This is a genomic window from Streptomyces sp. NPDC031445 (assembly GCF_055581365.1).
Genome location: NZ_JBVIJO010000016.1, coordinates 186,780 through 207,712, shown reverse-complemented (window position 1 = coordinate 207,712; position 20,933 = coordinate 186,780). Strand labels below are relative to the sequence as shown.

The 20,933-nt window shown below is 73.0% G+C and carries 20 protein-coding genes; 11 read left to right on the top strand and 9 right to left on the bottom strand.

The genetic code is table 11. The features are described 5' to 3' along the window. Nucleotides 1–74: 74 nt before the first annotated feature. Nucleotides 75–1,148, bottom strand: a complete 1,074-nt coding sequence (locus ACZ5DC_RS34670) for an NAD(+)/NADH kinase (RefSeq protein WP_468659454.1) — start codon at nt 1,146–1,148, stop codon at nt 75–77. A 373-nt stretch (nt 1,149–1,521) separates the two neighbouring features. Between ACZ5DC_RS34670 and ACZ5DC_RS34665 the strand changes: the two genes are divergently transcribed. Further along, nucleotides 1,522–2,103 carry a DUF4232 domain-containing protein gene (locus ACZ5DC_RS34665; RefSeq protein WP_468659452.1) on the top strand — a complete coding sequence of 194 codons (582 nt, stop codon included), beginning with the start codon at nt 1,522–1,524 and terminating at the stop codon, nt 2,101–2,103. Between the two features lie 262 nt (nt 2,104–2,365). After that, the gene (locus ACZ5DC_RS34660; RefSeq protein ID WP_468659450.1) at nt 2,366–4,498 is read left to right on the top strand and encodes a sigma-70 family RNA polymerase sigma factor; all 2,133 of its coding nucleotides are present in this window, start codon (nt 2,366–2,368) and stop codon (nt 4,496–4,498) included. 96 nt (nt 4,499–4,594) lie between these two features. On the opposite strand, the gene ACZ5DC_RS34655 is transcribed toward ACZ5DC_RS34660, so the two are convergent. Beyond that, on the bottom strand, nt 4,595–5,461 hold the full coding sequence (locus ACZ5DC_RS34655; protein WP_468659448.1) for a CAP domain-containing protein: 867 nt from the start codon (nt 5,459–5,461) through the stop codon (nt 4,595–4,597). Between the two features lie 591 nt (nt 5,462–6,052). After that, on the bottom strand, nt 6,053–6,247 hold the full coding sequence (locus tag ACZ5DC_RS34650) for a DUF2795 domain-containing protein (protein WP_225811197.1): 195 nt from the start codon (nt 6,245–6,247) through the stop codon (nt 6,053–6,055). A gap of 181 nt (nt 6,248–6,428) precedes the next feature. Here ACZ5DC_RS34650 and ACZ5DC_RS34645 point away from each other — a divergent pair, with 181 nt between their 5' ends. The 5 genes from ACZ5DC_RS34645 (at nt 6,429) to pqqB (ending at nt 10,580) form a co-directional block, all read left to right on the top strand. Continuing rightward, a complete protein-coding gene (locus ACZ5DC_RS34645) occupies nt 6,429–6,587 on the top strand; it encodes a hypothetical protein (RefSeq protein ID WP_468659446.1) in 159 nt (52 codons plus the stop codon). 9 nt (nt 6,588–6,596) lie between these two features. Then, the gene (locus tag ACZ5DC_RS34640; protein ID WP_366752869.1) at nt 6,597–6,920 is read left to right on the top strand and encodes a DUF2795 domain-containing protein; all 324 of its coding nucleotides are present in this window, start codon (nt 6,597–6,599) and stop codon (nt 6,918–6,920) included. 85 nt (nt 6,921–7,005) lie between these two features. Then, nucleotides 7,006–8,559 carry a purine-cytosine permease family protein gene (locus tag ACZ5DC_RS34635; RefSeq protein ID WP_468659444.1) on the top strand — a complete coding sequence of 518 codons (1,554 nt, stop codon included), beginning with the start codon at nt 7,006–7,008 and terminating at the stop codon, nt 8,557–8,559. Nucleotides 8,560–9,105: 546 nt separating this feature from the next. After that, on the top strand, nt 9,106–9,504 hold the full coding sequence (locus ACZ5DC_RS34630) for an SseB family protein (protein ID WP_225811200.1): 399 nt from the start codon (nt 9,106–9,108) through the stop codon (nt 9,502–9,504). A gap of 179 nt (nt 9,505–9,683) precedes the next feature. Next, nucleotides 9,684–10,580, top strand: coding sequence for a pyrroloquinoline quinone biosynthesis protein PqqB (gene pqqB / locus ACZ5DC_RS34625; protein WP_468659442.1), 897 nt, complete (start codon nt 9,684–9,686; stop codon nt 10,578–10,580). Here pqqB and ACZ5DC_RS34620 read toward each other — a convergent pair. Then, nucleotides 10,577–11,011 (bottom strand): MarR family winged helix-turn-helix transcriptional regulator, encoded by a 435-nt coding sequence (locus ACZ5DC_RS34620; protein WP_468659440.1) that lies wholly within the window; start codon nt 11,009–11,011, stop codon nt 10,577–10,579. The two genes, pqqB and ACZ5DC_RS34620, sit on opposite strands and share 4 nt — an antisense overlap. A 74-nt stretch (nt 11,012–11,085) precedes the next feature. Continuing rightward, on the bottom strand, nt 11,086–11,436 hold the full coding sequence (locus tag ACZ5DC_RS34615; protein ID WP_366752873.1) for a VOC family protein: 351 nt from the start codon (nt 11,434–11,436) through the stop codon (nt 11,086–11,088). Between the two features lie 219 nt (nt 11,437–11,655). Here ACZ5DC_RS34615 and ACZ5DC_RS34610 point away from each other — a divergent pair, with 219 nt between their 5' ends. Beyond that, nucleotides 11,656–12,369 carry a hypothetical protein gene (locus tag ACZ5DC_RS34610; protein ID WP_468659438.1) on the top strand — a complete coding sequence of 238 codons (714 nt, stop codon included), beginning with the start codon at nt 11,656–11,658 and terminating at the stop codon, nt 12,367–12,369. Here ACZ5DC_RS34610 and ACZ5DC_RS34605 read toward each other — a convergent pair. The 4 genes from ACZ5DC_RS34605 to ACZ5DC_RS34590 are packed head-to-tail and all read right to left on the bottom strand — an operon-like array spanning nt 12,350 to nt 16,519. Beyond that, nucleotides 12,350–13,381: a LacI family DNA-binding transcriptional regulator gene (locus ACZ5DC_RS34605; RefSeq protein WP_468659436.1), complete on the bottom strand. Its 1,032-nt coding sequence runs from the start codon at nt 13,379–13,381 to the stop codon at nt 12,350–12,352. The genes ACZ5DC_RS34610 and ACZ5DC_RS34605 overlap by 20 nt on opposite strands. Beyond that, on the bottom strand, nt 13,378–14,283 hold the full coding sequence (locus ACZ5DC_RS34600) for a carbohydrate ABC transporter permease (RefSeq protein WP_468659434.1): 906 nt from the start codon (nt 14,281–14,283) through the stop codon (nt 13,378–13,380). Before ACZ5DC_RS34600 ends, ACZ5DC_RS34605 begins: the two co-directional genes overlap by 4 nt. Further along, the gene (locus ACZ5DC_RS34595; protein WP_468659432.1) at nt 14,280–15,206 is read right to left on the bottom strand and encodes a carbohydrate ABC transporter permease; all 927 of its coding nucleotides are present in this window, start codon (nt 15,204–15,206) and stop codon (nt 14,280–14,282) included. The genes ACZ5DC_RS34600 and ACZ5DC_RS34595 overlap by 4 nt, the downstream gene beginning before the upstream one ends. After that, nucleotides 15,203–16,519: an extracellular solute-binding protein gene (locus ACZ5DC_RS34590; RefSeq protein ID WP_468659430.1), complete on the bottom strand. Its 1,317-nt coding sequence runs from the start codon at nt 16,517–16,519 to the stop codon at nt 15,203–15,205. The genes ACZ5DC_RS34595 and ACZ5DC_RS34590 overlap by 4 nt, the downstream gene beginning before the upstream one ends. Before the next feature lie 237 nt (nt 16,520–16,756). On the opposite strand from ACZ5DC_RS34590, the gene ACZ5DC_RS34585 reads away from it, so the two are divergent. The 3 genes from ACZ5DC_RS34585 to ACZ5DC_RS34575 all read left to right on the top strand — a co-directional run bounded on the left by ACZ5DC_RS34585 (nt 16,757) and on the right by ACZ5DC_RS34575 (nt 20,924). Further along, entirely contained in the window at nt 16,757–18,778 is a 2,022-nt protein-coding gene (locus tag ACZ5DC_RS34585) for a beta-galactosidase (RefSeq protein WP_468659428.1), read from the top strand. Between the two features lie 106 nt (nt 18,779–18,884). Next, nucleotides 18,885–20,447 carry a glycosyl hydrolase 53 family protein gene (locus ACZ5DC_RS34580; RefSeq protein WP_468659426.1) on the top strand — a complete coding sequence of 521 codons (1,563 nt, stop codon included), beginning with the start codon at nt 18,885–18,887 and terminating at the stop codon, nt 20,445–20,447. Nucleotides 20,448–20,636: 189 nt separating this feature from the next. Continuing rightward, the gene (locus ACZ5DC_RS34575) at nt 20,637–20,924 is read left to right on the top strand and encodes a helix-turn-helix domain-containing protein (RefSeq protein ID WP_468659424.1); all 288 of its coding nucleotides are present in this window, start codon (nt 20,637–20,639) and stop codon (nt 20,922–20,924) included. Nucleotides 20,925–20,933 lie beyond the last annotated feature (9 nt).

The following is a 20,933-nucleotide window of genomic DNA, read 5'->3' as shown; positions in this document are numbered from 1 at the left end:
AATACACGACCACGGGGCACAGGGACGCGCCGCAGCACCCCGTGGTGCGCAGGGCCATCCGTCCGGGTCATGCGTCAGGACAGCCGGGGTGTGTCGTCGGGGACCGGAGGCAGGGCCAGATGGGCCAGATCGCCCGGCCGTGGACTGGTCACCGGCCACAGCGGAGCGGCCTCCCCGTCGGCGAGCGCGGCCGGCGCGTCGGTGAGGTTCATGCGCTGACGCAGCCGCCCGTAGAAGTCCGTCGGACCGAGCCGGACCGCCTTGAGCCGGCGCGGGGCGGCGTACACGCCGATCCAGTCGCCGGGGCTCAGCACCCCGCGCAGCTGGCCGTCGATGCTGACCGCGGCCTGGCCCGACCGTTCCAGCACCCGCAGCGCGATGGGCTCGTCCGGCGCGGCCACCACCGAACGGTTGAACACCATGTGCGGCGCGACCGGGGTGAACACCAGGGCGTCCGCCCGAGGCGACACCACCGGACCGCCCGCGGCGAAGCTGTAGGCGGTGGATCCGGTGGGCGTGGCCACCAGCAGGGCGTCGGCCGAGTAGGAGGCGAGCAGCCGGCCCGCCAGATAGACCCCGACCGACACCTGCCGGTCCCGGGCCAGCTTCTCCAGGACCACGTCGTTCAGCGCGGTGACGTGCAGGGCGACACCCCAGTCGTCGCCCGCCTCGCACTCCCCGCGCACCTGCGGCGGAGGCAGCAGCGGCCCCCGCCCGTACCGCAGCAGCGTCTCCATCTGCGCCGGCACCTCCAGCCGGCACGACGCCCGCATGGTGAGGAGCATCCGGCTCTCGACGTTGATGCGCTCCTCCCGTACGGCGTCCAGCGCGTCCCGCACCGCCGTGGCGGGGACCTCCGTGAGGAAGCCGACCCGGCCCAGGTCGACACCGAGCACCAGGGCGTCGTTCTCGGCCGCGAGCCGGGCACCGCGCAGGAACGTGCCGTCACCGCCCAGGGTGACGATCAGGTCGGGGTCGCCCGCGCTGTCGACCTCCTCGCGGGCGCTGTGCCGCGCGCCCTCCTGCCACACGTCGATGTCCGCGCATCCCACCGCGTGCTCGGCGCACCACGCGCGCACGGCCCGCGCGGCCGTCTCCGCCTCGGCGCGTCCGCCGTGCACGACCAGGCCGACACGGTTCACCGTCATATCCGCCCACCGCCTCCCAGCCGGTTCCTGCCGGGCGCCATCCTCACCGCGGACCGCGCCGGCCCGGCGGACGCCACGCCGCCGCAGCCGGCCCACGGCCGTCTGCGTCCATCCTGCGCCCGGCCTTCCGTGTACCTCCCGCGCCGTCCGTGTACCTCCTCCGGTCCCCGCCTACCTCGTGACTTTCCGTGCGCCTCCGACTCTCCGTGCGCTGCCCGTTGACAGGCGTCACAGGTGTCACCCCCGACACACCGGGGAACCCGGTGCCCGGCGTCCGTCCGTACCGATGAGCCCGGCGCCGCGTCCTCACCGGCGAGCACCGGCGCCCTGGCGGACGCCCGGACCACGTACCGAGGACAACCGGGGGCATGCCATGCGCGACCGACACAGCACCCGCGTCACCGCGGCGGCCCTGGCGGCCGTCGCCGCGACCCTGTCACCGGCGGCCGCCCGGACGGCGGGCGCCACCTCGGCGGAGGCGGCCCCGGCCGGCGTCGCCCCCGCTTCCAGGACGCCGGCCTGCGCACCCGAGTCGCTGGAGGCGACGGCGTACCGGGCCGCCCACCGGCCCCCGGGTACGGGCACGGGAGCGGTGGTCGTCCAGTTCACCAATGTCTCCGCGCGGGCGTGCGTGGTGCGGGGCCACCCGACGGTGGCCGTGGCCGGCAACGGTTCCCCGGAGCGCAACCTCCCGCTGCGAGTGACCCGCACGGGTGTCGCGGCCCCGGTGCGGGTCGCACCGGGCGGCGGGGCCTGGGTGAAGCTGACCTTCGTCCAGGTGCAGGGCGAGGCGGACGGGTACTGCGTCTCCGGCGCCACGCCCTCCGTCTTCCCCACGCTGGTGGTCGGCCTGCCCGGCGCCGGGAAGCATCAAGTCGCCCTCGTGGACGGGGAGATCGCCGAGTGCGACAACACGGTCGCGGTGACGGCGGTGTCGGCGACGCGCCCCTCCTGAGCGCGCTCTCCTCCGGCCGCCGGCCGTACCGCCCGAGCATGTCCCGTCAGCCGGCCGGTGGACGGCCGCGGGCTGACCGGCGATCAGCAGGCGTGAACCGGGCCTCGGTCCGCCGCGGTGTGATCTCCTCCCTTGCGGTCGCCGCGCCGCTGCTGTGAGTCTCCCGTCGAACGATTTTCCGAAGAACTGTTATCGGAACCGCGCCGAGCGGTCTCCCGGGTAACGGACAGCATCGTTCGGCGTCGAGGACAGGGAAGCTCTGATGAGGACACAGCACACGGCGGACGCGGCGGCACTGGTGAACGCCGCCCGAGCGGGAGACCCGGCGGCCCAGGACGCCCTGGTCGGCGCCTACCTGCCGCTGGTGTACAACATCGTGGGGCGCGCCCTGAACGGTTCGGTCGACGTCGACGACGTGGTCCAGGAGACCATGCTCCGGGCCCTCGGCTCGCTCGGTGACCTGCGGACCCCGGAGAGCTTCCGCTCCTGGCTCGTGGCCATCGCGATGAACCGGGTCCGGGCGCACTGGCAGGACCGCCGGCTCGCCCCGGACGCCGTGGAGGAGAGCGGCGAGGTCGCCGACCCCGGCGCCGACTTCGTCGACCTGACCATCGTCCGCCTCCAGTTGTCCGGCCAGCGCCAGGAGACCGCGCGGGCCACGCGCTGGCTGGAGCCGGACGACCGGGAGGTGCTCTCGCTGTGGTGGCTGGAGTGCGCCGGTGAGCTGACCCGGGCGGAGGTCGCCGCGGCCCTCGCGGTGTCACCGCGGCACACGGCGGTACGGGTGCAGCGGATGAAGGCGCGGCTGGAGGCGGCCCGGGTGGTGGTACGGGCGCTGGACACGCGGCCCGCCTGCGGGGAACTGCGCGCCGTGCTGGCCTCCTGGGACGGTCTGCCCTCCGCCCTGTGGCGCAAGCGAATAGCCCGGCACGCCCGTGAGTGCACGCGCTGCGGCGGTCTGTGGAGCGGCCTGCTGCCGGCGGAGGGGCTGCTGGCCGGACTGGCGCTGGTCGCGGTGTCGTCGACGCTCCTCGCGACGACACGCTCGGCGACGGCCACCCTGACCGCGACCACCGCGACCACCGCGGCCGCCCCTCGGCCGGCCCACGGGAGCCTGGGCACGAACGCGGGTGCCGGCGGGCCGGGTCACGGCACCACCGGGTCGGACGGGGGCGCGGCCGGGTGGGGGCACGGGGCGACGGGACCGGGTGATGGCGCCACCGGGGCGGGGCATGGCGCCGTGGGGCCGGACCAGGGTGCCTTCGGGGCCCATGGGGGTGCTTCTGGGCCGGACGGGGGTGCCTTCGGGCCGGACGCGGGGGCAGTTGGGTCGGGTCAGGGGACCTTCGGGCCGGATCGCGGGGCCTTCGGGCCGGATCGGGGGGTCTATGGGGCGGATCGCGGGGCCTTCGGCTCCGACCACGGGCCCTTGGCATCCGGCCACGGACCCGCGGGGCCGGACCGGGCCACCGCCACCGGGTCGGATCACGCGGCCCCCGGACGGAGTGCGGGCGGCGCCGAGCCGGAGCCGGGCGGCGCCCAGGCGGACGCAGGCAGCACCGGAGCGGGCGCCGGCGGCACCGACCCCGCCGCCCCCGTCGGACTCCGGGCGGCCTCCCGTCGTCGTACGAGCGGGCGCGGCGAGGCGCGGCGACGGCGGCGGTCCCGGCGCCGGGCCGTGGGGGGTGCCGTGGTGGCCGCCTGTGTGGCCGGCGGCGGCCTCTGGTACTTCGGTACCGGTTCCGGACCCGCGGGCACCAGGGAGGCGACCGCCGCGCAGACGCCCGGCGCCCCCGCCGTGGACCTCGCGGAACCCAGCGCCGTCGCGACCACCTCGTCGCCCTCGGCGTCCGCGTCGCCGTCCCCGTCCCCGACCATGTCCCCCGCGAAGAAGAAGCCCAGCGCCTCCAAGAGCCCCCGTCCGGCGCCGAAGAGCACCACCCCCCGGGCCGCGCCGGCCGTGCCCACGACTCCGCGCGCCTCCCGTACCCCGCAGGGGGAGCCGGCGCCCAGCGGCACGGTGGCCCAGGTGGTCGCGCTCGTGAACGAGGAGCGCGCCGCCGCCGGATGCGGCCCGGTCACCGAGGACCCCCAACTGGACAAGGCCGCCCAGGGCCACTCCGACGACATGGCCGCCCGCGGCTTCTTCGACCACACCGACCCGGACGGCGCGGGCCCCGGCGAGCGCATCACCGCGGCGGGCTACCGCTGGTCCACGTACGGCGAGAACATCGCGAAGGGCCAGCAGACCCCGCAGGCGGTGATGGACTCCTGGATGAACAGCCCCGGCCACCGCGCCAACATCCTCAACTGCGCGTTCAAGAACATCGGCGTAGGCGTCCACGACGGCTCGGGCGGCCCCTGGTGGACCCAGGCCTTCGGCGCCAGGCTCTGAGCCCGGCCCATTGCGTCCCCGGTCCCACCCTGTCTCCCGGCGTGCCGCCGGCCTCGGCCCGCCGCCCGCCGGTGGTCAGCCGGCGGCGGGCGGCGCTCAGCGGGACGTGCCGAAGTCCTGGGTCCAGTAGCTGCCGGGCTGTGCGAGACCGACGCCGATCTCCTTGAAGCCGCAGTTGAGGATGTTGGCCCGGTGACCCGGGCTGGACATCCAGCCGTCCATGACCTGCTGCGCCGTGCCGTAGCCGTAGGCGACGTTCTCGCCGTAGCTGCTCCAGGTGTAGCCGGCCCGTGTGATGCGGTCGCCCGGGGACGAGCCGTCGGATCCGGTGTGCGACATGTTCTGGTGGGCCGCCATGTCGTCGCTGTGGGTCTGCGCGGCCTTGGTCAGCGTCGAGTTGAGGGCCAGGGGCTGGCAACCGGCCTGGGCCCGCTCGGCGTTCACGAGCCGCACGATCTCCGCGGTGACGCCGGACGCCGTGGCGGTGGGCGCCGGGCTGCTCGGCGCGGCGGGGGCCGCGGAAGCGGGGGCGGTCGAGGGGGCCGCGGAAGCGGGGGCGGTCGTGGCGGTGGCCGCGGGGGCGGCGGGAGCGCTGGGCGCGGTGGTCCGCCAGGCCTTGTGGGCCAGGACCTTCTTCTTCTGCGACGGCGCTTTCTTCCCGGCGTGCCAGGGTGTGCTCGGCCGGGTCGTCGCTCGCGCCGTGGACCGGGGCGTGGACGGTGCGCGGGTCTCCGGGGCGATGGTCAGCGGCGCTCCGGTGGCGTACGCGTTGCTGTCGTGATCTCCGGACGCGCTCTGCCACTGCCCCACGGGTGCGCTCGTCGCGGTGGACTGCGCCGGGCCGTCCGTGCCGGACGGCCACTCGGAACAGGCCAGGGCGACGGAGGGCACGCCCACGGCGCCGATGGCGGCGGCGGTGACGACTATTCGCCGGTAGTGCTTGGTCTTGCGGTGCTGCCCCATACGTCAACCTCACTCGGTGATCGCGGAGCGCTCATTCTCAAGACGGCTTCGCACCGAGTGCAAAGGGCCCTTCTACTATCGCTTCTCGTAGGCTGACGCGGCCCTTGTCAGACGGGCCGAGAGATGCCGACTTCGCGACCGCGACGTTTGCGCGGCGCTGTCGGACCGTCAGAAGCGCGGTGTCGGCGGGTGATGGGGGGAGGCGTCGAGCGGTGCGTGCGCCAGCACCCGAACCACGGCGTCCGCCCCCGGCAAGCCGGACAAATCCCATATGTCGTGGGAGCCGTACCTACTATTCGCCCCGCCTAGTCGACGACACGCCTGTGGCGGATGTCACTTCGAGGGATCGCGACGGAGACAAGCGGCCGCGCCGGGCGCGGGCGTCGTGCTGTCGCTGGGTCCGCACCGGCCGCCCTGGGCCTCGCCTCCTTCGTCGTCACCCTCGCCCGGGTGGAGGGCGATTCCCCTCGCGACTGACATGCCGTCATCCCGGCCGGGTCGCCCCCGTCTTCCCCGGCAGCGGCGCGGCGCCCGCGCGCGACGGCCGGAGCGGAAAGTCTCCGGCCGCCGCGCACCCGTGTCCGGGCGCCGTCACTCGTTCCGGAAGACGGCCTTGCTGACCTCGGCGGGGTTCTCGAACTTCTTCTTCCCGAGGTGGGAGATCCGTTCGGTGATCTCCTTGGGCGCGTGGTTGTTCTCGGCGACCTTCCGAAGCTGGTCGGAAGTGGCCGGGTAGTCCGCGCCCGACAGGGCTTTCTGCAGGTCAGGTGGGGTGATACCCGCCATGGTTCCTCCAGGCGGTGAGTTGGTTCAGGATCATCGGCCGGCGCCGCATGCTGCGCCGGACTGGTCAGGTACCCATCCGATGGAAGTGGATTCAGGGATTCCGTGGGTGATGGGTCCCGCGTGGCACGGGTACCCGGGGCGCCGGAACAGTCGGCACGCGTGAGACGACCGAGGACACACGATGAGCGAGAACACCCCTTCCCAGGCCGAGGGCGAACGGGAGCCGGGCGCTCCCGAGGCCGAACAGCCGCCCCGCACGACTCCGTCACAGGCGGAAGGAGAGGACCCCGACGAGGAGCAGACGGACGGGGTCACCGACGAGAGCGACGGCGACGCGTAAGGAGGCGTCATGGGCGTGGCACACACCAGCGTTCCCGAGGTGCTGGACGCGCTGAAGGACGTGACCTACCCGGCCGGCAAGGACCGGCTGGTCTCGGCCGCGCGGCAGGCGGGAGCCTCCGAGGAGGTCGTCAAGGCCCTGCGCGGCATCCCCGCCGAGGAGTACACCAACCGCGCGGACGTGGCGAGGTCGGTCCGGGTGGACCCAGACTCGGACCTCGGCACCGACGCCGCCCAGCGGGCGGAACAGGCACGGCGGGGCGGCAAGCCGGGGCTCTCCCAGCACCTGCGGGAGGAGCCGAAGACCCCGATCCAGGAGGAGTTCGACCGCTGACCGGTCGAATCCGGTTTGCCCCGCCCCCGAGGGCACACCTAGCGTGATCGAACACGTACGGACAGGCAGGGCAGGTGGCTCGGCGATGACGCATCCGCACGACCCTCTCCACGGCGGAGCCACCGGCCCCCCGGACGGAGGAGCCCCCGGCCCCGTGGGCGGCGGAGCCACCAGCCGTCCCCTCCAGGTGGAGACGCACGGGCTCGACGTGATCGCGGACTCGGAGCGCCGGGGCGTCCCGCGCTCCCTGTTCTGGCCCTGGTTCGGGGCCAACGTGTCCGTCCTCGGGCTCAGCTACGGCGCCTTCGCGTTCGGCTTCGGCATCTCCTTCTGGCAGGCCCTCGTCTCCGGCCTGCTCGGCATCACCGTCTCCTTCCTGCTCTGCGGCTTCATCGCGGTCGCCGGAAAACGCGGCTCGGCCCCCACCATGGTGCTCAGCCGGGCCGCCTACGGCGTGCGCGGCAACCGGCTGCCCTCCGTCGTCTCCTGGATGCTGACCGTCGGCTGGGAAACCGTCCTCATCGCGCTCGCGACGCTGGCGACCGCGACCGTCTTCGACAGCCTCGGCTGGGGCGGCGGCACCGAGACCATGGCGGTCGCCCTCATGGTGGTGGCCGCGCTGACCGTCGTCGGCGGCGTCATGGGCTTCGACCTGATCATGCGGCTGCAGACCTGGATCACCGTGATCACCGGCGTGCTCACGATCGTCTACGTCGTCCTCGTCGCCGACCACATCCACTGGAGCACCGTCGGCGCGATCCCGGCGGGCTCGGCACAGCAGTTCATCGGCGCGCTGGTGTTCATGATGACCGGCTTCGGCCTCGGCTGGGTCAACGCCGCCGCCGACTACTCCCGCTATCTGCCCCGCGACTCCTCCAGCCGGGGCGTGATCGGCTGGACCGCCTTCGGCGGCTCCCTGGCCCCGCTCGTCCTGCTGGTCTTCGGCCTGCTGCTGGCCGGTTCCTCAGCGGAGCTGAGCAAGGCCATCGCGGCCGACCCGATCGGAGCGCTGGCGACGCTCCTGCCGACCTGGTTCCTGGTGCCGTTCGCCGTGGTCGCGGTCCTCGGCCTGGTCGGCGGCGCCGTCCTCGACATCTATTCCTCCGGCCTGGCCCTGCTCTCCGCCGGCCTGCGGGTGCCCCGCTATCTGGCCGCGTTCTTCGACGGTGTGCTGATGATCGCCGGCGCGATCTACATCGTGTTCTTCGCCGGCACCTTCCTCGGCCAGTTCAAGGGCATCCTCACCACCCTCGGCGTGCCCATCGCGGCCTGGGCCGGCGTCATGCTCGCCGACCTGGCCCTGCGCCGCCGCGACTACGACGACGGCGACCTGTTCCGCCCGCACGGCCGCTACGGCGACGCACCCCTCCGCCCGCTGGTCCTCACCCTCGCCGCCACGGCCGTCGGCTGGGGCCTGGTCACCAACAGCGCCGCGCACTGGCTGACCTGGCAGGGCTATCTGCTGGGGCCGTTCGGCCTCGGTGGCAGGACCGGTGCCTGGGCCTACGCCAACCTGGGCGTCCTCGTGGCGCTGGCCCTCGCCTTCCTCGGCACGCTGCTCCCGGGCCGGGCCCGGGTCCGCTCCCAGGAGGCCCGGGAACCGAGCCCGGCGCTCGACGAGGGGGTGCTGAACACGTGAGCGCGGCACGCCCCGGCGCACGGGCCCCCGCCGGAGTCCCGGGCATCTCGCCGTCATCGGCATGACGCGCGTCTTCGCCGACCCGGCGAGCCCCGCACCGTAAGCGCCGACGGATGGGTCGCCCCAGCCTCGCTGACCGCCTCTTGGACGCCGCCACCTTCCGCGGACGGCCCCCGGACTCGCCGCCCGCACCGGCGCGGACGGCCGCCTGGTGCTCGCCGGCGTCAGCACCGGCTGCCGCGCGCCCCGCACCACCTGTCGACGCCTGCGCCGGCGGGTGAACGGCTGCCCCGCGAGCTCCCAGGAAGAGCACCGCCCCGCGAGTTCCCCGGACGAGCACCCTCCGCATCAGGTGCCCTTCACACGGTCCCCGTGGCGCTCACCTGGCCTTTTCACGTCCGTCGCCCGCTCCACCGCCCCGTCACCGGACCTCCAGCCGATCCCCGCGCATGCCGGGAACCCCACCGGGTACGCGAGGCGGGAGCCCGGCCGGGCGGCAGTCCGCCCGGACGGCCCGTACGACCACCGCCTACCTGGGGACCAGCCATGGAGACACCCGCACACGAAGCCCAGCCGACGCCGGCCCAGCAGGCACTGGACGCGCTGGCCGAGAACGCCGAGGACCAGGCCGCCCTGGACACCCTCGCCCACAGCGACGTGCTCGTCCCCGTACCGGACGACGCGGTGGACGGAGAGGGCGCCGACGCCTCGACGGTGGCGCTGCCCGTCCTGGAACAGCCCGGGGGTGACCCGGTCGTCCCGGTGTTCACCACGGAGGGCGAGATGGCCGAGCTGCTGCCGTTCGTCTCGCGCTACCGGCTGATCCCGCTCGGCGCGCTCGCCGCCCAGTGGCCCGAGGGGGACCTCTCCCTCGCCATCGACGGCAGCTCCGCGCACGGGCTGACCCTCACCTCACAGGGAGTGCGCACCCTGCTGGCCCGGTGATCCGACGCCCCTGAGGGGCGCGCGAGCCCGGCGCGCGTTCACACACCGGGCGCCCCGGGCGCGCGGACCCGGGCGTCCCGGTCCAGGACGGCCGGAAGTGCTCCCCGGCGCCGGTGGTCACCGGCCTTTCCGCGGGAAGATCCCCACGGGAGACGAGTCGGGCGAGCGCGAAGGAGCCGATGGTCGTGAAGGTCGTCCTGCTGGGCACCGCCGCCGGGGGCGGCTTCCCGCAGTGGAACTGCGCCTGCGCGCTCTGCGCCGCCGCCCGGGACGGCAGGCTGCCCTCCCGCACACAGGAGTGCGCCGCCGTCACCGGCAACGGCCGCGACTGGTGGCTGCTGAACGCGTCACCCGACCTGCGGACGCAGCTCGCCGCCACCCGGGCCCTGTGGCCCGGCCCCGGCCCCCGGGACACCCCGGTGCGCGGAGTGCTGCTCACCGACGCCGAGGCCGACCATGTGACCGGCCTGTCCGAGCTGCGCGGGGCGGCGGGCCTGAAGATCTACGCCGCGCCCCCGGTCCGTGCCGTCCTCGCCCCCGCCCGCGCCGCGCTGGACCGCTACGCCCCCTGGGAGTGGGCCGACAGCCTGGCCGCCGGCGGCTTCGTGCTGGCGGGGGGACTGGTGGTGACCGCTCATGAGGCCGGGGCGAAGTTCCCGAAGTACGTACCGGACCAGGCGTCCACGGCGCCGGGGCCCTGGGTGACGGCGTACCGCGTCGAGGACCTGGCCACCGGGGGAGTGCTCGTGTACGCGCCCTGCGTCGGCGCCTGGAGCCCCGCCCTGGACGGGCTGTGCGCCGGGGCCGACTGCGTCCTGCTGGACGGCACCTTCTTCGCGGCCGACGAGATGGGCACCGCGGTGCGCTCCGGCGCCGGACAGGCCGCCATGGGCCACCTGCCGGTCACCGGGCCGCAGGGCTCCCTGGCCGCGCTGGCCCGGCATCCCGGCGCGCGCCGGGTCTACACCCACCTCAACAACACCAACCCGCTCCTCGACCCGGCCTCATCCGCACGCGCGCGCGTGGCCGAGTACGGCGTCGAGGTCCTGCCGGACGGGACGGAGCTGGAGCTCTAGGCGGCCGGTTCCCCGCTGTGGGTCCCGCCCCGCCGGCCTTCCTGCCCGGCCAGCATCCGCCGCAGGACCGTCCGCTGCACCGGCAGCACCTCGGCGTGCAGCGCCCGGCCCTTCGCGGTGAGCGCCACCCACACCCCGCGCCGGTCCTCCGCGCACACCGAGCGCTCCACCAGGCCGTCCTTCTCCAGCCGGCCGATGAGCCGGGACAGCGCGCTCTGGCTGAGGTGCACCCGGCCGACCAGGTTCTGCACCCGGCACTGGTCACCCTGCCGGGGCGACTGTGCCGCCAGGATGTCCAGCACCTCGAAGTCGCTGGCGCCCAGACCGTGCGGATGCAGGGCGCGGTCGATCTCGCACATCGTGCGCGCGTGCACCGTGAGGATGTCCCGCCAGCGTTCTTCGAGCCGGGTCTCGGCCGTCGTGCCTGCCATACCCGCACGGTAGCACCGATCCGGCCAATCATTGAGCGTGCAACTAGTGCTCGGAGCGGAGGGCCTCGGCGACGTCAGGCCGCCGGGTCCTGGAGCAGCCCCACGAGGTTGCCGTCGGGGTCCTTCACGAAGGCGATCAGCCGGCCGCCGCCGACGTCCTGCGCGTCCTGCAGCAGTTCGGCGCCCGCCGCCAGCAGCGCCGCGAGCCGCTCCCGCAGATCCGTCACGTGCCAGTACGGCACCGGCCCGGTCATGCCCTTGGCGTGCCCGTTCGGGTCCAGGCCGACGTCCTGGCCGGCGGCCTTGTAGCCGACGTAGTACGGCTCGTCCGCGTACGGCTCGACACCCAGCAGCGCGCCGAACACGGCCTTGGCGCGGTCCAGGTCCTTCACCGGGTAGATGATCGTCTGCAGGCCGGCGGTCATGGCGGTCACTCCTTCGGGATGCGGAACCCGGCGGTTCCCCGCCGGTGCTCCCACGCTAGGGCCGGGAAGCCGGCCGCGGCTTCTCCGATCCTGACCGCTTCGGGCGGGGAGGGCCCGGCGGCACCGAACGACGCCCCGCCCGGACGCACGGCGACCCGGGAGCCGTACCTGAGTAGCCGTACTCATGCCGGGGAGCCGCACGCACCCGAGACTGCCGGTATGAGGCCACTGTTCAGCACGACCACCCGTGCCCCGCGCTCCGCTCGGCTCGCCCGCGTCGGCGGCCGGGCGGTACCGCTCGCCCTGTGCGCGTTGCTCCTCGCGGCCTGCGGGAGCGAACGGGACGGCGGTCGGCGGGAGGGCAAGGACGACGCCGGCAGCCGGACCGTGAGCGCCCGCACACCCTCAGAGGGTCCCGGGTTCACCGGGTTCATGGAACTGCTCGACTCCGTCGCGGAGCCGTGCGTGCCGCAGGCGCCGGCCACCGTCATGCCCGAGCCGTCCGAGCCGGGGCGCCCGCGGACCGCGCCCACGCCCCTGCCGGCGCTCCCCAGCGCCCCGCCCGTCCCGGACGCCACCGACCCCGTGAACCCCCGTGCGCGGGTGGCACTGAGCGGCGTCGAGAAGTGCGCGGCCCGCGCCCACACCCGCCGCATCACCGATGCCCTGGAGAAGACGCCCGACCCCACCCCGGCCCGGGTCGGGGAGACGCTGCGCGGCCTCGGTTACCTCCCGGAGCGCATCGACGGCCCCCGGCGGTCCGCCGGCGGTGCGGGCTTCACGCTCGACCTGCGGATCATGGGCGGCCACCTGTGCCTGGACGGCACCGTCACCGGTACGACGACCACCGTGGTGCCCTACGGCGCGTCGCCGCAGGTCGCCTGCCGGGAGGTACGGCGGGGCGCACCCGGCGTCACGTCGAGTCGCGCCTGACCAGCTCCGTCGGCAGGATCACCGCCGCCGGGTCCTCACCGCCGATCTGGGCGAGCAGCACCCGCACCATCTCGGTGCTGATCCGGTCCCACGGCTGCCGGATGGTGGTGAGCGCCGGGGTGGCGGCGGTCGCCGCCGGGGAGTCGTCGAAACCGCCGACGGCGATGTCCTCGGGCACCCGCTTCCCGGCCCGGTGCAGGGCCGCCAGCACCCCCTGCGCCATCAGGTCGGAGGCGACGAACACGGCGTCCATGTCCGGCGCCCGCGCCAGCAGCCGCTCCGCGCCCGCCTCACCGCTGGCCCTGCTGTAGTCACCCGAGACGACGAGCCGCTCGTCGGCCGCGACACCCGCCTCGGCGAGCACCTCCCGGTACCCGGCGAGCCGCTCCACACCACCCGGGGTGTCCAGCGGACCGGTGACCACCCCGATCCGGCGCCGCCCCAGTGACAGCAGGTGCCGGACCATGTCCCGGGCGCCGTCCCGGTCGTCGGCGGCCACGTAACTCACCTTCGAGCCCAGTCCTATCGGCTTGCCGCAGGCCACCAGCGGCACGCCCGCCTCCCGCAGCTCCTCGGCGACCGGATCGCCGGAGTGGCTGGAGACCAGCAGCACCCCGTCGACGTGCCCGGCGGTGATGTACCGCGTGATGCGCCGCCGTTCGTCCTCGGTGCCCGCCAGCATCAGCAGCAGCGGGACGTCGTGCGCGGCCAGCGCCTGGGTGCAACCGCGCAGCAGCACGTTGAAGTTGGGGTCCTCGAAGAACCGCTCCTGCGGCTCGGTCAGCAGGAAGCCCACCGAGTCGGAGCGGCCCGTGATCAGCGAACGGGCGTGCCGGTTCACGACGTACCCGGTCTTGCGGATGGCGGCGTTGACCGCCTCCTGGGCGGCGGGGCTGACGTAGTGGCCGCCGTTGAGCACACGCGAGACGGTGCCGCGCGAGACGCCCGCCTCGCGCGCCACGTCGTGGATCGTCGGCGGTCTGCGCCGGCCCCCCGTATTGCTCATGGTCATGACTTTACGGCCCCGGACAGCAGGTCGAGGCTCCAGAAGCGCTGGATGACCAGGAAGAGGGCGATCAGCGGGAGCACCGCGAGGAACGCGCCCGTGATCACCAGGGTGTACAGCGCGGGGGTGTTCGCGCCCTGCTCCAGCAGCGTGTACAGACCCAGCGTGAGCGGGAACTTCTCGTCGTCGCTCAGCATGATGTACGGCAGCAGGAAGTTGTTCCAGACCGCGACGAACTGGAACAGGAACACCGTGACCAGGCCGGGGACCATCATCGGCAGCGCGATCCGGGTGAAGATCCGCAACTCGCCCGCCCCGTCCATCCGCCCGGCCTCGACCACGTCGGCCGGAACGGCGGCGGCGGCGTAGACGCGGGCCAGGTAGACGCCGTACGGGGAGAGGATCTGCGGCAGCAGCACGGACAGGTAGGAGTCCGTCAGGTCGGCCTTCGCCAGCAGCAGGTACTGGGGTATCGCGAGGATCACCGGCGGCATCAGGACGCCCGCGAGCAGGACGTTGAACATCGTCTCGCGGCCCCTGAAGCGGTAGACGGCCAGCGCGTAGCCGCTGCACGCCGACACGGCGGTGGACAGCAGGGCGCCGAGACCGGCGTACAGCGCGGAGTTGCCCATCCACTCCCAGTAGATCCCGCCCCGGTAGGCGTTGAGGTCCTTGAGGTTGCCGGCGAAGCCGGTGCCGGGCAGGAAGGTGAACGTGGAGAACAGCTCGTGCCCGGACTTCGTCGACGCGATCACCACCCAGGCGACCGGGAGCAGGGTGTAGAGCGCGCCGAGCAGCAGCGTGGCCGTGGGGATCAGCGCGATCCGGCGGCGCGGCCGAGGGCCCCGCGCGGTGCCCGGGGTGGTGCCGGCGGCCGGGGCCGCCTTGCGGACGGCGAGGGTGCTCATCCCGCTGCCTCCTGCTTGTTCCGGCGGTTCGCGGCCCGCAGGAAGCCGAACGACAGCAGCAGCGTGACCACGGCGATCAGCGTGGCCTCGGCCGCCGCCGAGTAGATGTCGTTGCGGCCGAAGGCGTCCTGGTACACCTTCATCAGCGGGCTCCAGGTCGTGTTGACCGAGTTGGTGAGGGGCTTGAGGGTGGTCGGCTCGCTGAACACCTGGAGCGTCGCGATGATCGAGAAGAAGAAGGTCAGCACCAGCGAGGGCGCCACCATCGGGATCTTGATCCGCAGCGCGATCTGCACCGGGGTGGCGCCGTCCAGCCTGGCCGCCTCGTAGACCTCGGCCGGGATGGACCGCAGCGAGGTGTAGATGACGATCATGTTGAAGCCGGTGCCGCCCCAGACCGCGATGTTCGACAGGGCGAGGTACAGCGGACCGCCGTCCAGCAGGTCCGGCTGCGGCAGGCCCAGCTTGTCGAGCACGAAGTAGAACGGGCTGACGTCCGGCAGGTACAGGAAGCCCCACAGCAGCGCGGCCACCACGCCGGGGACGGCGTACGGCAGGAAGATCGCGAGCCGGGTGAAGGGGGCGAGCCGCACTCTGCCGGAGTCCAGCATCAGCGCGAACAGCAGCGCGAGGCCCAGCATCACCGGGACGACGATGCAGCCGTAGCCGAGCACGCGCAGCGCGCCGTGCAGCAGTTCGCTGTCCCGGAAGGCCCCGGTGTAGTTCTCGAAGCCGGCCCACACCTCCCTGCGCGCACCCGACCCCAGGCCGAGGCCGGAGACGCGCACCTTGCGGAAGCTGAGCCAGACCGCGTAGCCGATGGGCAGCGCGAAGAAGAGGGCGAACAGGACCGTGGCGGGGAGGAGGAGGCCGTACGGGGCCCCCTTGACCCCGTACGGCCTCCGGCTGGTGGGGCTGCTCACGGAGCGACCTCGAAGCCCTGCTTCTTCATGTCGGCGACCGTGTCGTCCTGCATCTTGCGCAGGGCGGCGGCGAAGTCCGACTTGTTCTTGGCGGCGGCGCCGAAGGCGTCCTTGAAGGAGGTGTAGGCGACGTTCACGTTCGGGCCCCACGCGGACGGCGCGGTGGTCTTCGCGATGCCGGCGGCCTTGGTATAGAAGTCCGGCTGGTTGTCGAAGTACGCCGGCGGGTTGGAGAAGGCACCGCTGAGCTGGGCCGAGGTGGAGGCCGGGTAGATGCCGCCCTCCTTCGCCAGCGCGTTCAGGGCGTCGGGGTCGGTGTTCAGCCAGGCCGCGAACTTCGCGGCGGCCTCCTGGTGCGCGGAGTCGGTGGTCACCGCCGTCGACGACCCGCCCCAGCTGCCGGTGACGTCCTGGTCGGCCGACCACTGGGGGAGCGGGGCCATGGCCCACTTGCCCTTGGTGTCCGGGGCCGCCGTGGTCAGGGTGCCGGGCGCCCACACGGCGCTCACCCAGGCGATCTGCTTGCCGGTGTTCAGCGCCTTGTTCCAGGACGGGGTGTACATCGGCTGGTCGTCGATGACGCCCTCCTTGACCAGACCGCCCCAGAAGCCGGCGACCTTCCGGGTGGCGGCGTCGTCGATGCCGACCTTCCACTTGTCGCCGGAGGTGGTCCACCACTTGGCGCCGGCCTGCTGGGCGAGGCCCGCGAAGAGACCGGAGTCGTTGGCGGAGAAGGTGGTCAGATCCTTGTCCGGCGCCTTCTTCTTGAGCAGGCGGGCGGTCTCGGCGAACTGCTCCCAGGTGGTGGGGACCTTGAGGCCGTACTGCTTGAAGAGGTCCTCGCGGTAGTAGAACATCATCGGGCCGATGTCCTGGGGCACCGCGTAGACCGCGTCCGTGCCGAGCGTGGTCTGCTGCCAGACGCCCTCGGCGAACTTGTCCTCGACGCCGCCGACCTGCTGGGAGATGTCGGCCAGCGCGTCATTGCTGACCAGCGTCGGCAGCGCCTGGTACTCGGCCTGCACCAGGTCGGGGGCCTTCTTCGCCTTGTGCGCGGTGAGGATCTTGGTGACCAGCGTGTCGCCGGACGCCTGCTTCTTCACCGTGACGGTGATCCGGTCCTTCTTCCCCGGCCCCTTGTTCCACAGGTCCACGACCTTGTCCATGCCGGGTGTCCAGGTCCAGTACGTGAGCGAGACGGGACCCGACTCGGCCTTGGTGCCGTCCCCGGACCCACAGGCGGCGAGGGCGGTCGCGCCGAGGGACACGGCGAGGGCGGTTGTCACGAGGCGACGGCGCTTCGTGTGCGGCATGGTTTCTCCCCTGACCTGGGCCCCCGCCCGCTGCGGGGACCTGCCATGCAGATGTGCACGTTCACATGACCCGGGTGCGCTCAGCTCCGGAGGCCCCTGTCATGCTTCTGTGAGCGTTCACAGTAGAGAAACATCCCGGACACTTGTCAATGGTTGTTGCTGTGCGGTTATGTTGGGCTCGCACCGCCGATGATGTGTGTGCACGTTCCCAAATGATCGATTTCCCGGGAGAGATCCATGCCGGACACCAGCCCCAGGGGCCTCACCAGGCTCGCCTTCGGCGGGGACTACAACCCCGAGCAGTGGCCGGAACCGGTCTGGCGGGAGGACGTCCGGCTGATGCGCGAGGCCGGCGTCACGATGGTGAGCGTCGGGATCTTCTCCTGGGCGCTGCTGGAGCCGGCGCCGGGGGAGTACGACTTCGGCTGGCTCGACCGGGTCATCGGCCTCCTGCACGAGAACGGCGTCCGCGTCGACCTGGGCACGCCCACCGTGGTGCCCCCCGCCTGGTTCTACCGGGCGCACCCCGAGGCCCTGCCGGTCACCGCCGAGGGCACGCGCTACGAGTTCGGTTCGCGCGGCGCGATCTGCCACAGCAACGCCGACTACCGTGCCGCCGCCGCGAACATCACCACCCGGCTCGCCGAGCGCTACGGCGACCACCCGGCGCTCGCGATGTGGCACGTCCACAACGAGTACGGCGTCCCCGTCTCGGCCTGCTACTGCGAGTCCTGCGCGGACCGGTTCCGCCACTGGCTGGCGGACACCTACGGCAGTGTCGACGCCGTCAACGAGGCCTGGGGAACGGCCTTCTGGGGCCAGCGGTACACCGACCTCGCGCAGATCAACCCGCCCCGGGCCACCCCGACCGTCGGCAACCCGGGCCAGGCCCTCGACTACAAGCGCTTCGCCGACGCCACCATCCGGGAGAACTTCCGCGCCGAGCGGGACATCCTGCACGGCCTCTCGCCGGGCGTGCCGGTCACCACCAACTTCATGACCGCGCTCAGCCAGTGCGACTCCATGGACTACTGGGCGTGGGGCCGCGAGGTCGACCTCGTCACCAACGACCACTACCTGATCACCGACGGCCGCCGCACCCACGTCAACCTCGCGATGGCCGCCGACCTCACCCGCTCCGTCGCCGGCGGCGCGCCCTGGCTGCTGCTGGAGCACTCCACCTCGGGCGTCAACTGGCAGCCCCGCAACCCCGCGAAGGCACCGGGTCAGATGGCCCGCAACTCCCTCGCGCACGTGGCGCGCGGCTCCGAGGGCGCGATGTTCTTCCAGTGGCGCCAGTCCCGGCGCGGCGCCGAGAAGTTCCACTCGGCGATGCTGCCGCACGGCGGCACCGACACCCGTGTCTGGCGCGAGGTGGTCGAGCTGGGCTCGTCCATCGGCGCGTTGGGCGAGATCCGGGGCACCCGCACCGAGGCCGACGCGGCCATGTTGTGGGACTGGCAGTCCTGGTGGGCGCAGAACCTCGCCTGGCGCCCCAGCGAGGACCACGACCCGCGCGAGCGCGCCGACTCCTTCTACGAGGCGCTCTACGACCGCCACCTCACCGTCGACTTCGCCCACCCCGAAGCCGACCTGTCGCGGTACCCCCTGGTCGTCGTGCCGGCGCTGTACCTGATGACGCGGGCCGCCGGGAACAACGTCCGCGCGTACGTCGAGAACGGCGGCACGCTCGTGGTGTCGTACTTCTCCGGCATCGTCGACCAGCACGACGCCGTCCACGAGGGCGCCTACCCGGGCGCGCTGCGCGAGGTCCTCGGGCTCACCGTGGAGGAGTTCTCGCCGCTGCTCCAGGACGAACGGGTCCGCCTGACCGGCCCGGACGGCTCCGAGCTGACCGGGGAGGTGTGGACGGAGTTCGTGGTCCCGCGCGGCGCCGAGACCGTGTGGACCTACGCCGACGGGCTCACCGCGGGCCGCCCCGCCGTCACCCGGCACCGGCTCGGCCGGGGCACCGCCTGGTACGTCTCCACCCGCCTCGACGCCCAGGGCCTGGACGCGCTCATCGGCTGGGCGGCCGACGACGCCGGTCTCGCCCCGCGCGCCGGCCTGCCCCGGGACGTGGAGGTCGTGCGCCGCCGCGGTGACTCGGGCACCTACCTCTTCGTCATCAACCACACCGCCGGCGACACCAAGGTGCCGCTGGACACGCCCGGGAGAGAACTGCTGACGGGCGAACGCGCCGCGGGCCGCCTCGCGGTCCCGGCAGGGGCCGTCCGGGTCGTACGACTCGACGGCTGAGCCGGCTCCCCTCCGCCCGCGTGTGCCACGAGAGCCGTGGGCGGAGGGGTCTCCTCCGGCCCCACCGGAGGACACCCTCCCCGTTACGTCGAAGGGACGACGGACGATGAAGTTCCATCCCAGACGCACCATCAGGGCCCTGCTGCTGCCGCTCGCGGCCGGACTCGCCCTCACCGCCCTGCCCGCCCAGAGCGCGCAGGCCGCGAGCACCCTTGCCAACGGCGGCTTCGAGTCCGACGGCACGGGCACGGCCACGCCCGCCGGCTGGTCCGAGTACGGCGACACCGGCGCCTCGTACACCGAGTCCGGCGGCCACGGCGGCAGTTACCGCCTCAGCCATTACGCGTCGTCCGCCTACAAGGTGGAGACCTACCAGTACCTGTCCGGACTGGCCGACGGGACCTACACGTTGACGGCGTGGGTCCGGTCCAGCGGCGGGCAGAAGGCCGCGTACATGTCGCTCAAGAACTGCGGCAGTGCGGAACAGCGCACCGATCTGCCGACATCGTCCAGTGGGTGGATACGGATCGTCACGTCGGTCAAGGTGACCAACAACCAGTGCACCGTCAGCGTCAACAGTGACGCGAACGCCGGCAACTGGATCAACGTTGACGATCTCACCTTCACATCCGGCGCCACGGGGACGTCCATCCATGGCGCCGACATCTCCTCCCTCGCCAAGAGCGAGGCCAAGGGCGGCGTCTACCGGACGAGTTCCGGAGCGACCGGGGACGCGCTCTCCATCCTCGGGTCGTCCGGCATGAACTACGCACGCCTGAAGGTCTGGGTGAACCCGGCCGACGGCTTCAACGACAAGGCGCACGTCCTCGCGACGGCCAAGCGCGTCAAGGCGCAGGGCATGAAGCTGCTGGTCGACTTCCACTACTCGGACAGCTGGGCGGACCCCGGCCGGCAGGACAAGCCGGCCGCCTGGGCCGGCCACACGTACAGCCGGCTCCAGACGGACGTGTACCAGCACACGTACGACGTGCTCAACGCCTTGAAGGCCCAGGGCACCACCGCCGACATGGTCCAGGTGGGCAATGAGATCAACGGCGGCATGCTGTGGTCCGAGGGATCCACGGACAACTGGAGCCGGCTCGCCGGGTTGATCAACTCCGGCTATGACGCCGTCAAGGCGGTCAACCCGTCCACGACGGTCGCGCTGCACCTGGCCAAGGGCGGGGACAAGGCCGGCACCGAGTGGTGGTTCGACAACGCGGTCGCCAACGGTGTCAGGTTCGACGCGATCGGCCTGTCGTACTACGGCTACTGGCACGGCCCGCTGTCGGACTTCCAGAGCACGCTGGACGACGCGGCCGCCCGCTACGGCAAGCCGGTGTTCGTCGCCGAGACGGCCTACCCCTTCCGGCTGGACAGCGACGACGCGCTCACCAACCAGATCGACACCACCGGCGAACTGGTCCCCGGCTACCCGGCGACCGTGGCCGGCCAGACCAAGTGGATGAACGACGTGGCGAGCATCGTGGAGGCCGTCCCGAACGGCCGCGGCCTGGGCGTCTTCTACTGGGAGGCGACCTGGACCGCCGTCACCGGCAACGGCTGGGACCCGGCGGACGCCGCCTCCGGCAACGGCTGGGAGAACCAGGCCCTGTTCGGCTACGACGACAAGGCGCTGTCCTCCATGACGTGGTTCGGCCACCGCTGAGCCGTCCGTGAACGGGCCCGGCCGCGCGCGGCGGCCGGGCCCCCCGCCGTTCCGGGACGGCGGAACCCTCCCCGGTCGCACGGCCGTTCGGTACCGGACAACGGCCGCCGAGTCCCGCACGGGCCCGCGTCGCCCGCGCCACAGTGGGAAGACTGCGTACGAGGAGGCCGGGGACGGGAGGGCGGACGGATGACGGGGACTCCCTCGGGCCGGATGCGGCAGACCATCCTGGAGTGGCTCAAGGACCCGCCGGCCCACTTCCCGGCCCCGCGCCGCCGCGATCCCGCCGAGACCGGCGTCACCGCGCGGGCCGTCGCCGCGAAGCTGGGCGTGCCCCGCCGGACCGCACTCGCCCACCTCGAGTTCCTCACCCGCCTCGGGGTCCTGCGCACCCGCCGGATCTACGGCCGCACCTACTACCGGCGCGACGAGATCCGCATCGCCGAGGTGGCCCGGATGTTCGAGAAGGGCTGGTGACGACGGTCG

Excerpts from the sequence above, each read along its gene's own strand:
- ACZ5DC_RS34670 (WP_468659454.1), bottom strand. The coding sequence starts at position 1,148 with ATGACGGTGAACCGTGTCGGCCTGGTCGTGCACGGCGGACGCGCCGAG.
- ACZ5DC_RS34620 (WP_468659440.1), bottom strand. The coding sequence starts at position 11,011 with ATGGCAGGCACGACGGCCGAGACCCGGCTCGAAGAACGCTGGCGGGAC.
- ACZ5DC_RS34590 (WP_468659430.1), bottom strand. The coding sequence starts at position 16,519 with ATGCCGCACACGAAGCGCCGTCGCCTCGTGACAACCGCCCTCGCCGTG.
- ACZ5DC_RS34600 (WP_468659434.1), bottom strand. The coding sequence starts at position 14,283 with ATGAGCACCCTCGCCGTCCGCAAGGCGGCCCCGGCCGCCGGCACCACC.
- ACZ5DC_RS34640 (WP_366752869.1), top strand. The coding sequence starts at position 6,597 with ATGGGCGTGGCACACACCAGCGTTCCCGAGGTGCTGGACGCGCTGAAG.
- ACZ5DC_RS34645 (WP_468659446.1), top strand. The coding sequence starts at position 6,429 with ATGAGCGAGAACACCCCTTCCCAGGCCGAGGGCGAACGGGAGCCGGGC.
- ACZ5DC_RS34585 (WP_468659428.1), top strand. The coding sequence starts at position 16,757 with ATGCCGGACACCAGCCCCAGGGGCCTCACCAGGCTCGCCTTCGGCGGG.
- pqqB (WP_468659442.1), top strand. The coding sequence starts at position 9,684 with ATGGTCGTGAAGGTCGTCCTGCTGGGCACCGCCGCCGGGGGCGGCTTC.
- ACZ5DC_RS34610 (WP_468659438.1), top strand. The coding sequence starts at position 11,656 with ATGAGGCCACTGTTCAGCACGACCACCCGTGCCCCGCGCTCCGCTCGG.
- ACZ5DC_RS34575 (WP_468659424.1), top strand. The coding sequence starts at position 20,637 with ATGACGGGGACTCCCTCGGGCCGGATGCGGCAGACCATCCTGGAGTGG.
- ACZ5DC_RS34665 (WP_468659452.1), top strand. The coding sequence starts at position 1,522 with ATGCGCGACCGACACAGCACCCGCGTCACCGCGGCGGCCCTGGCGGCC.
- ACZ5DC_RS34580 (WP_468659426.1), top strand. The coding sequence starts at position 18,885 with ATGAAGTTCCATCCCAGACGCACCATCAGGGCCCTGCTGCTGCCGCTC.
- ACZ5DC_RS34655 (WP_468659448.1), bottom strand. The coding sequence starts at position 5,461 with ATGGGGCAGCACCGCAAGACCAAGCACTACCGGCGAATAGTCGTCACC.
- ACZ5DC_RS34660 (WP_468659450.1), top strand. The coding sequence starts at position 2,366 with ATGAGGACACAGCACACGGCGGACGCGGCGGCACTGGTGAACGCCGCC.
- ACZ5DC_RS34650 (WP_225811197.1), bottom strand. The coding sequence starts at position 6,247 with ATGGCGGGTATCACCCCACCTGACCTGCAGAAAGCCCTGTCGGGCGCG.
- ACZ5DC_RS34615 (WP_366752873.1), bottom strand. The coding sequence starts at position 11,436 with ATGACCGCCGGCCTGCAGACGATCATCTACCCGGTGAAGGACCTGGAC.
- ACZ5DC_RS34635 (WP_468659444.1), top strand. The coding sequence starts at position 7,006 with ATGACGCATCCGCACGACCCTCTCCACGGCGGAGCCACCGGCCCCCCG.
- ACZ5DC_RS34630 (WP_225811200.1), top strand. The coding sequence starts at position 9,106 with ATGGAGACACCCGCACACGAAGCCCAGCCGACGCCGGCCCAGCAGGCA.
- ACZ5DC_RS34605 (WP_468659436.1), bottom strand. The coding sequence starts at position 13,381 with ATGACCATGAGCAATACGGGGGGCCGGCGCAGACCGCCGACGATCCAC.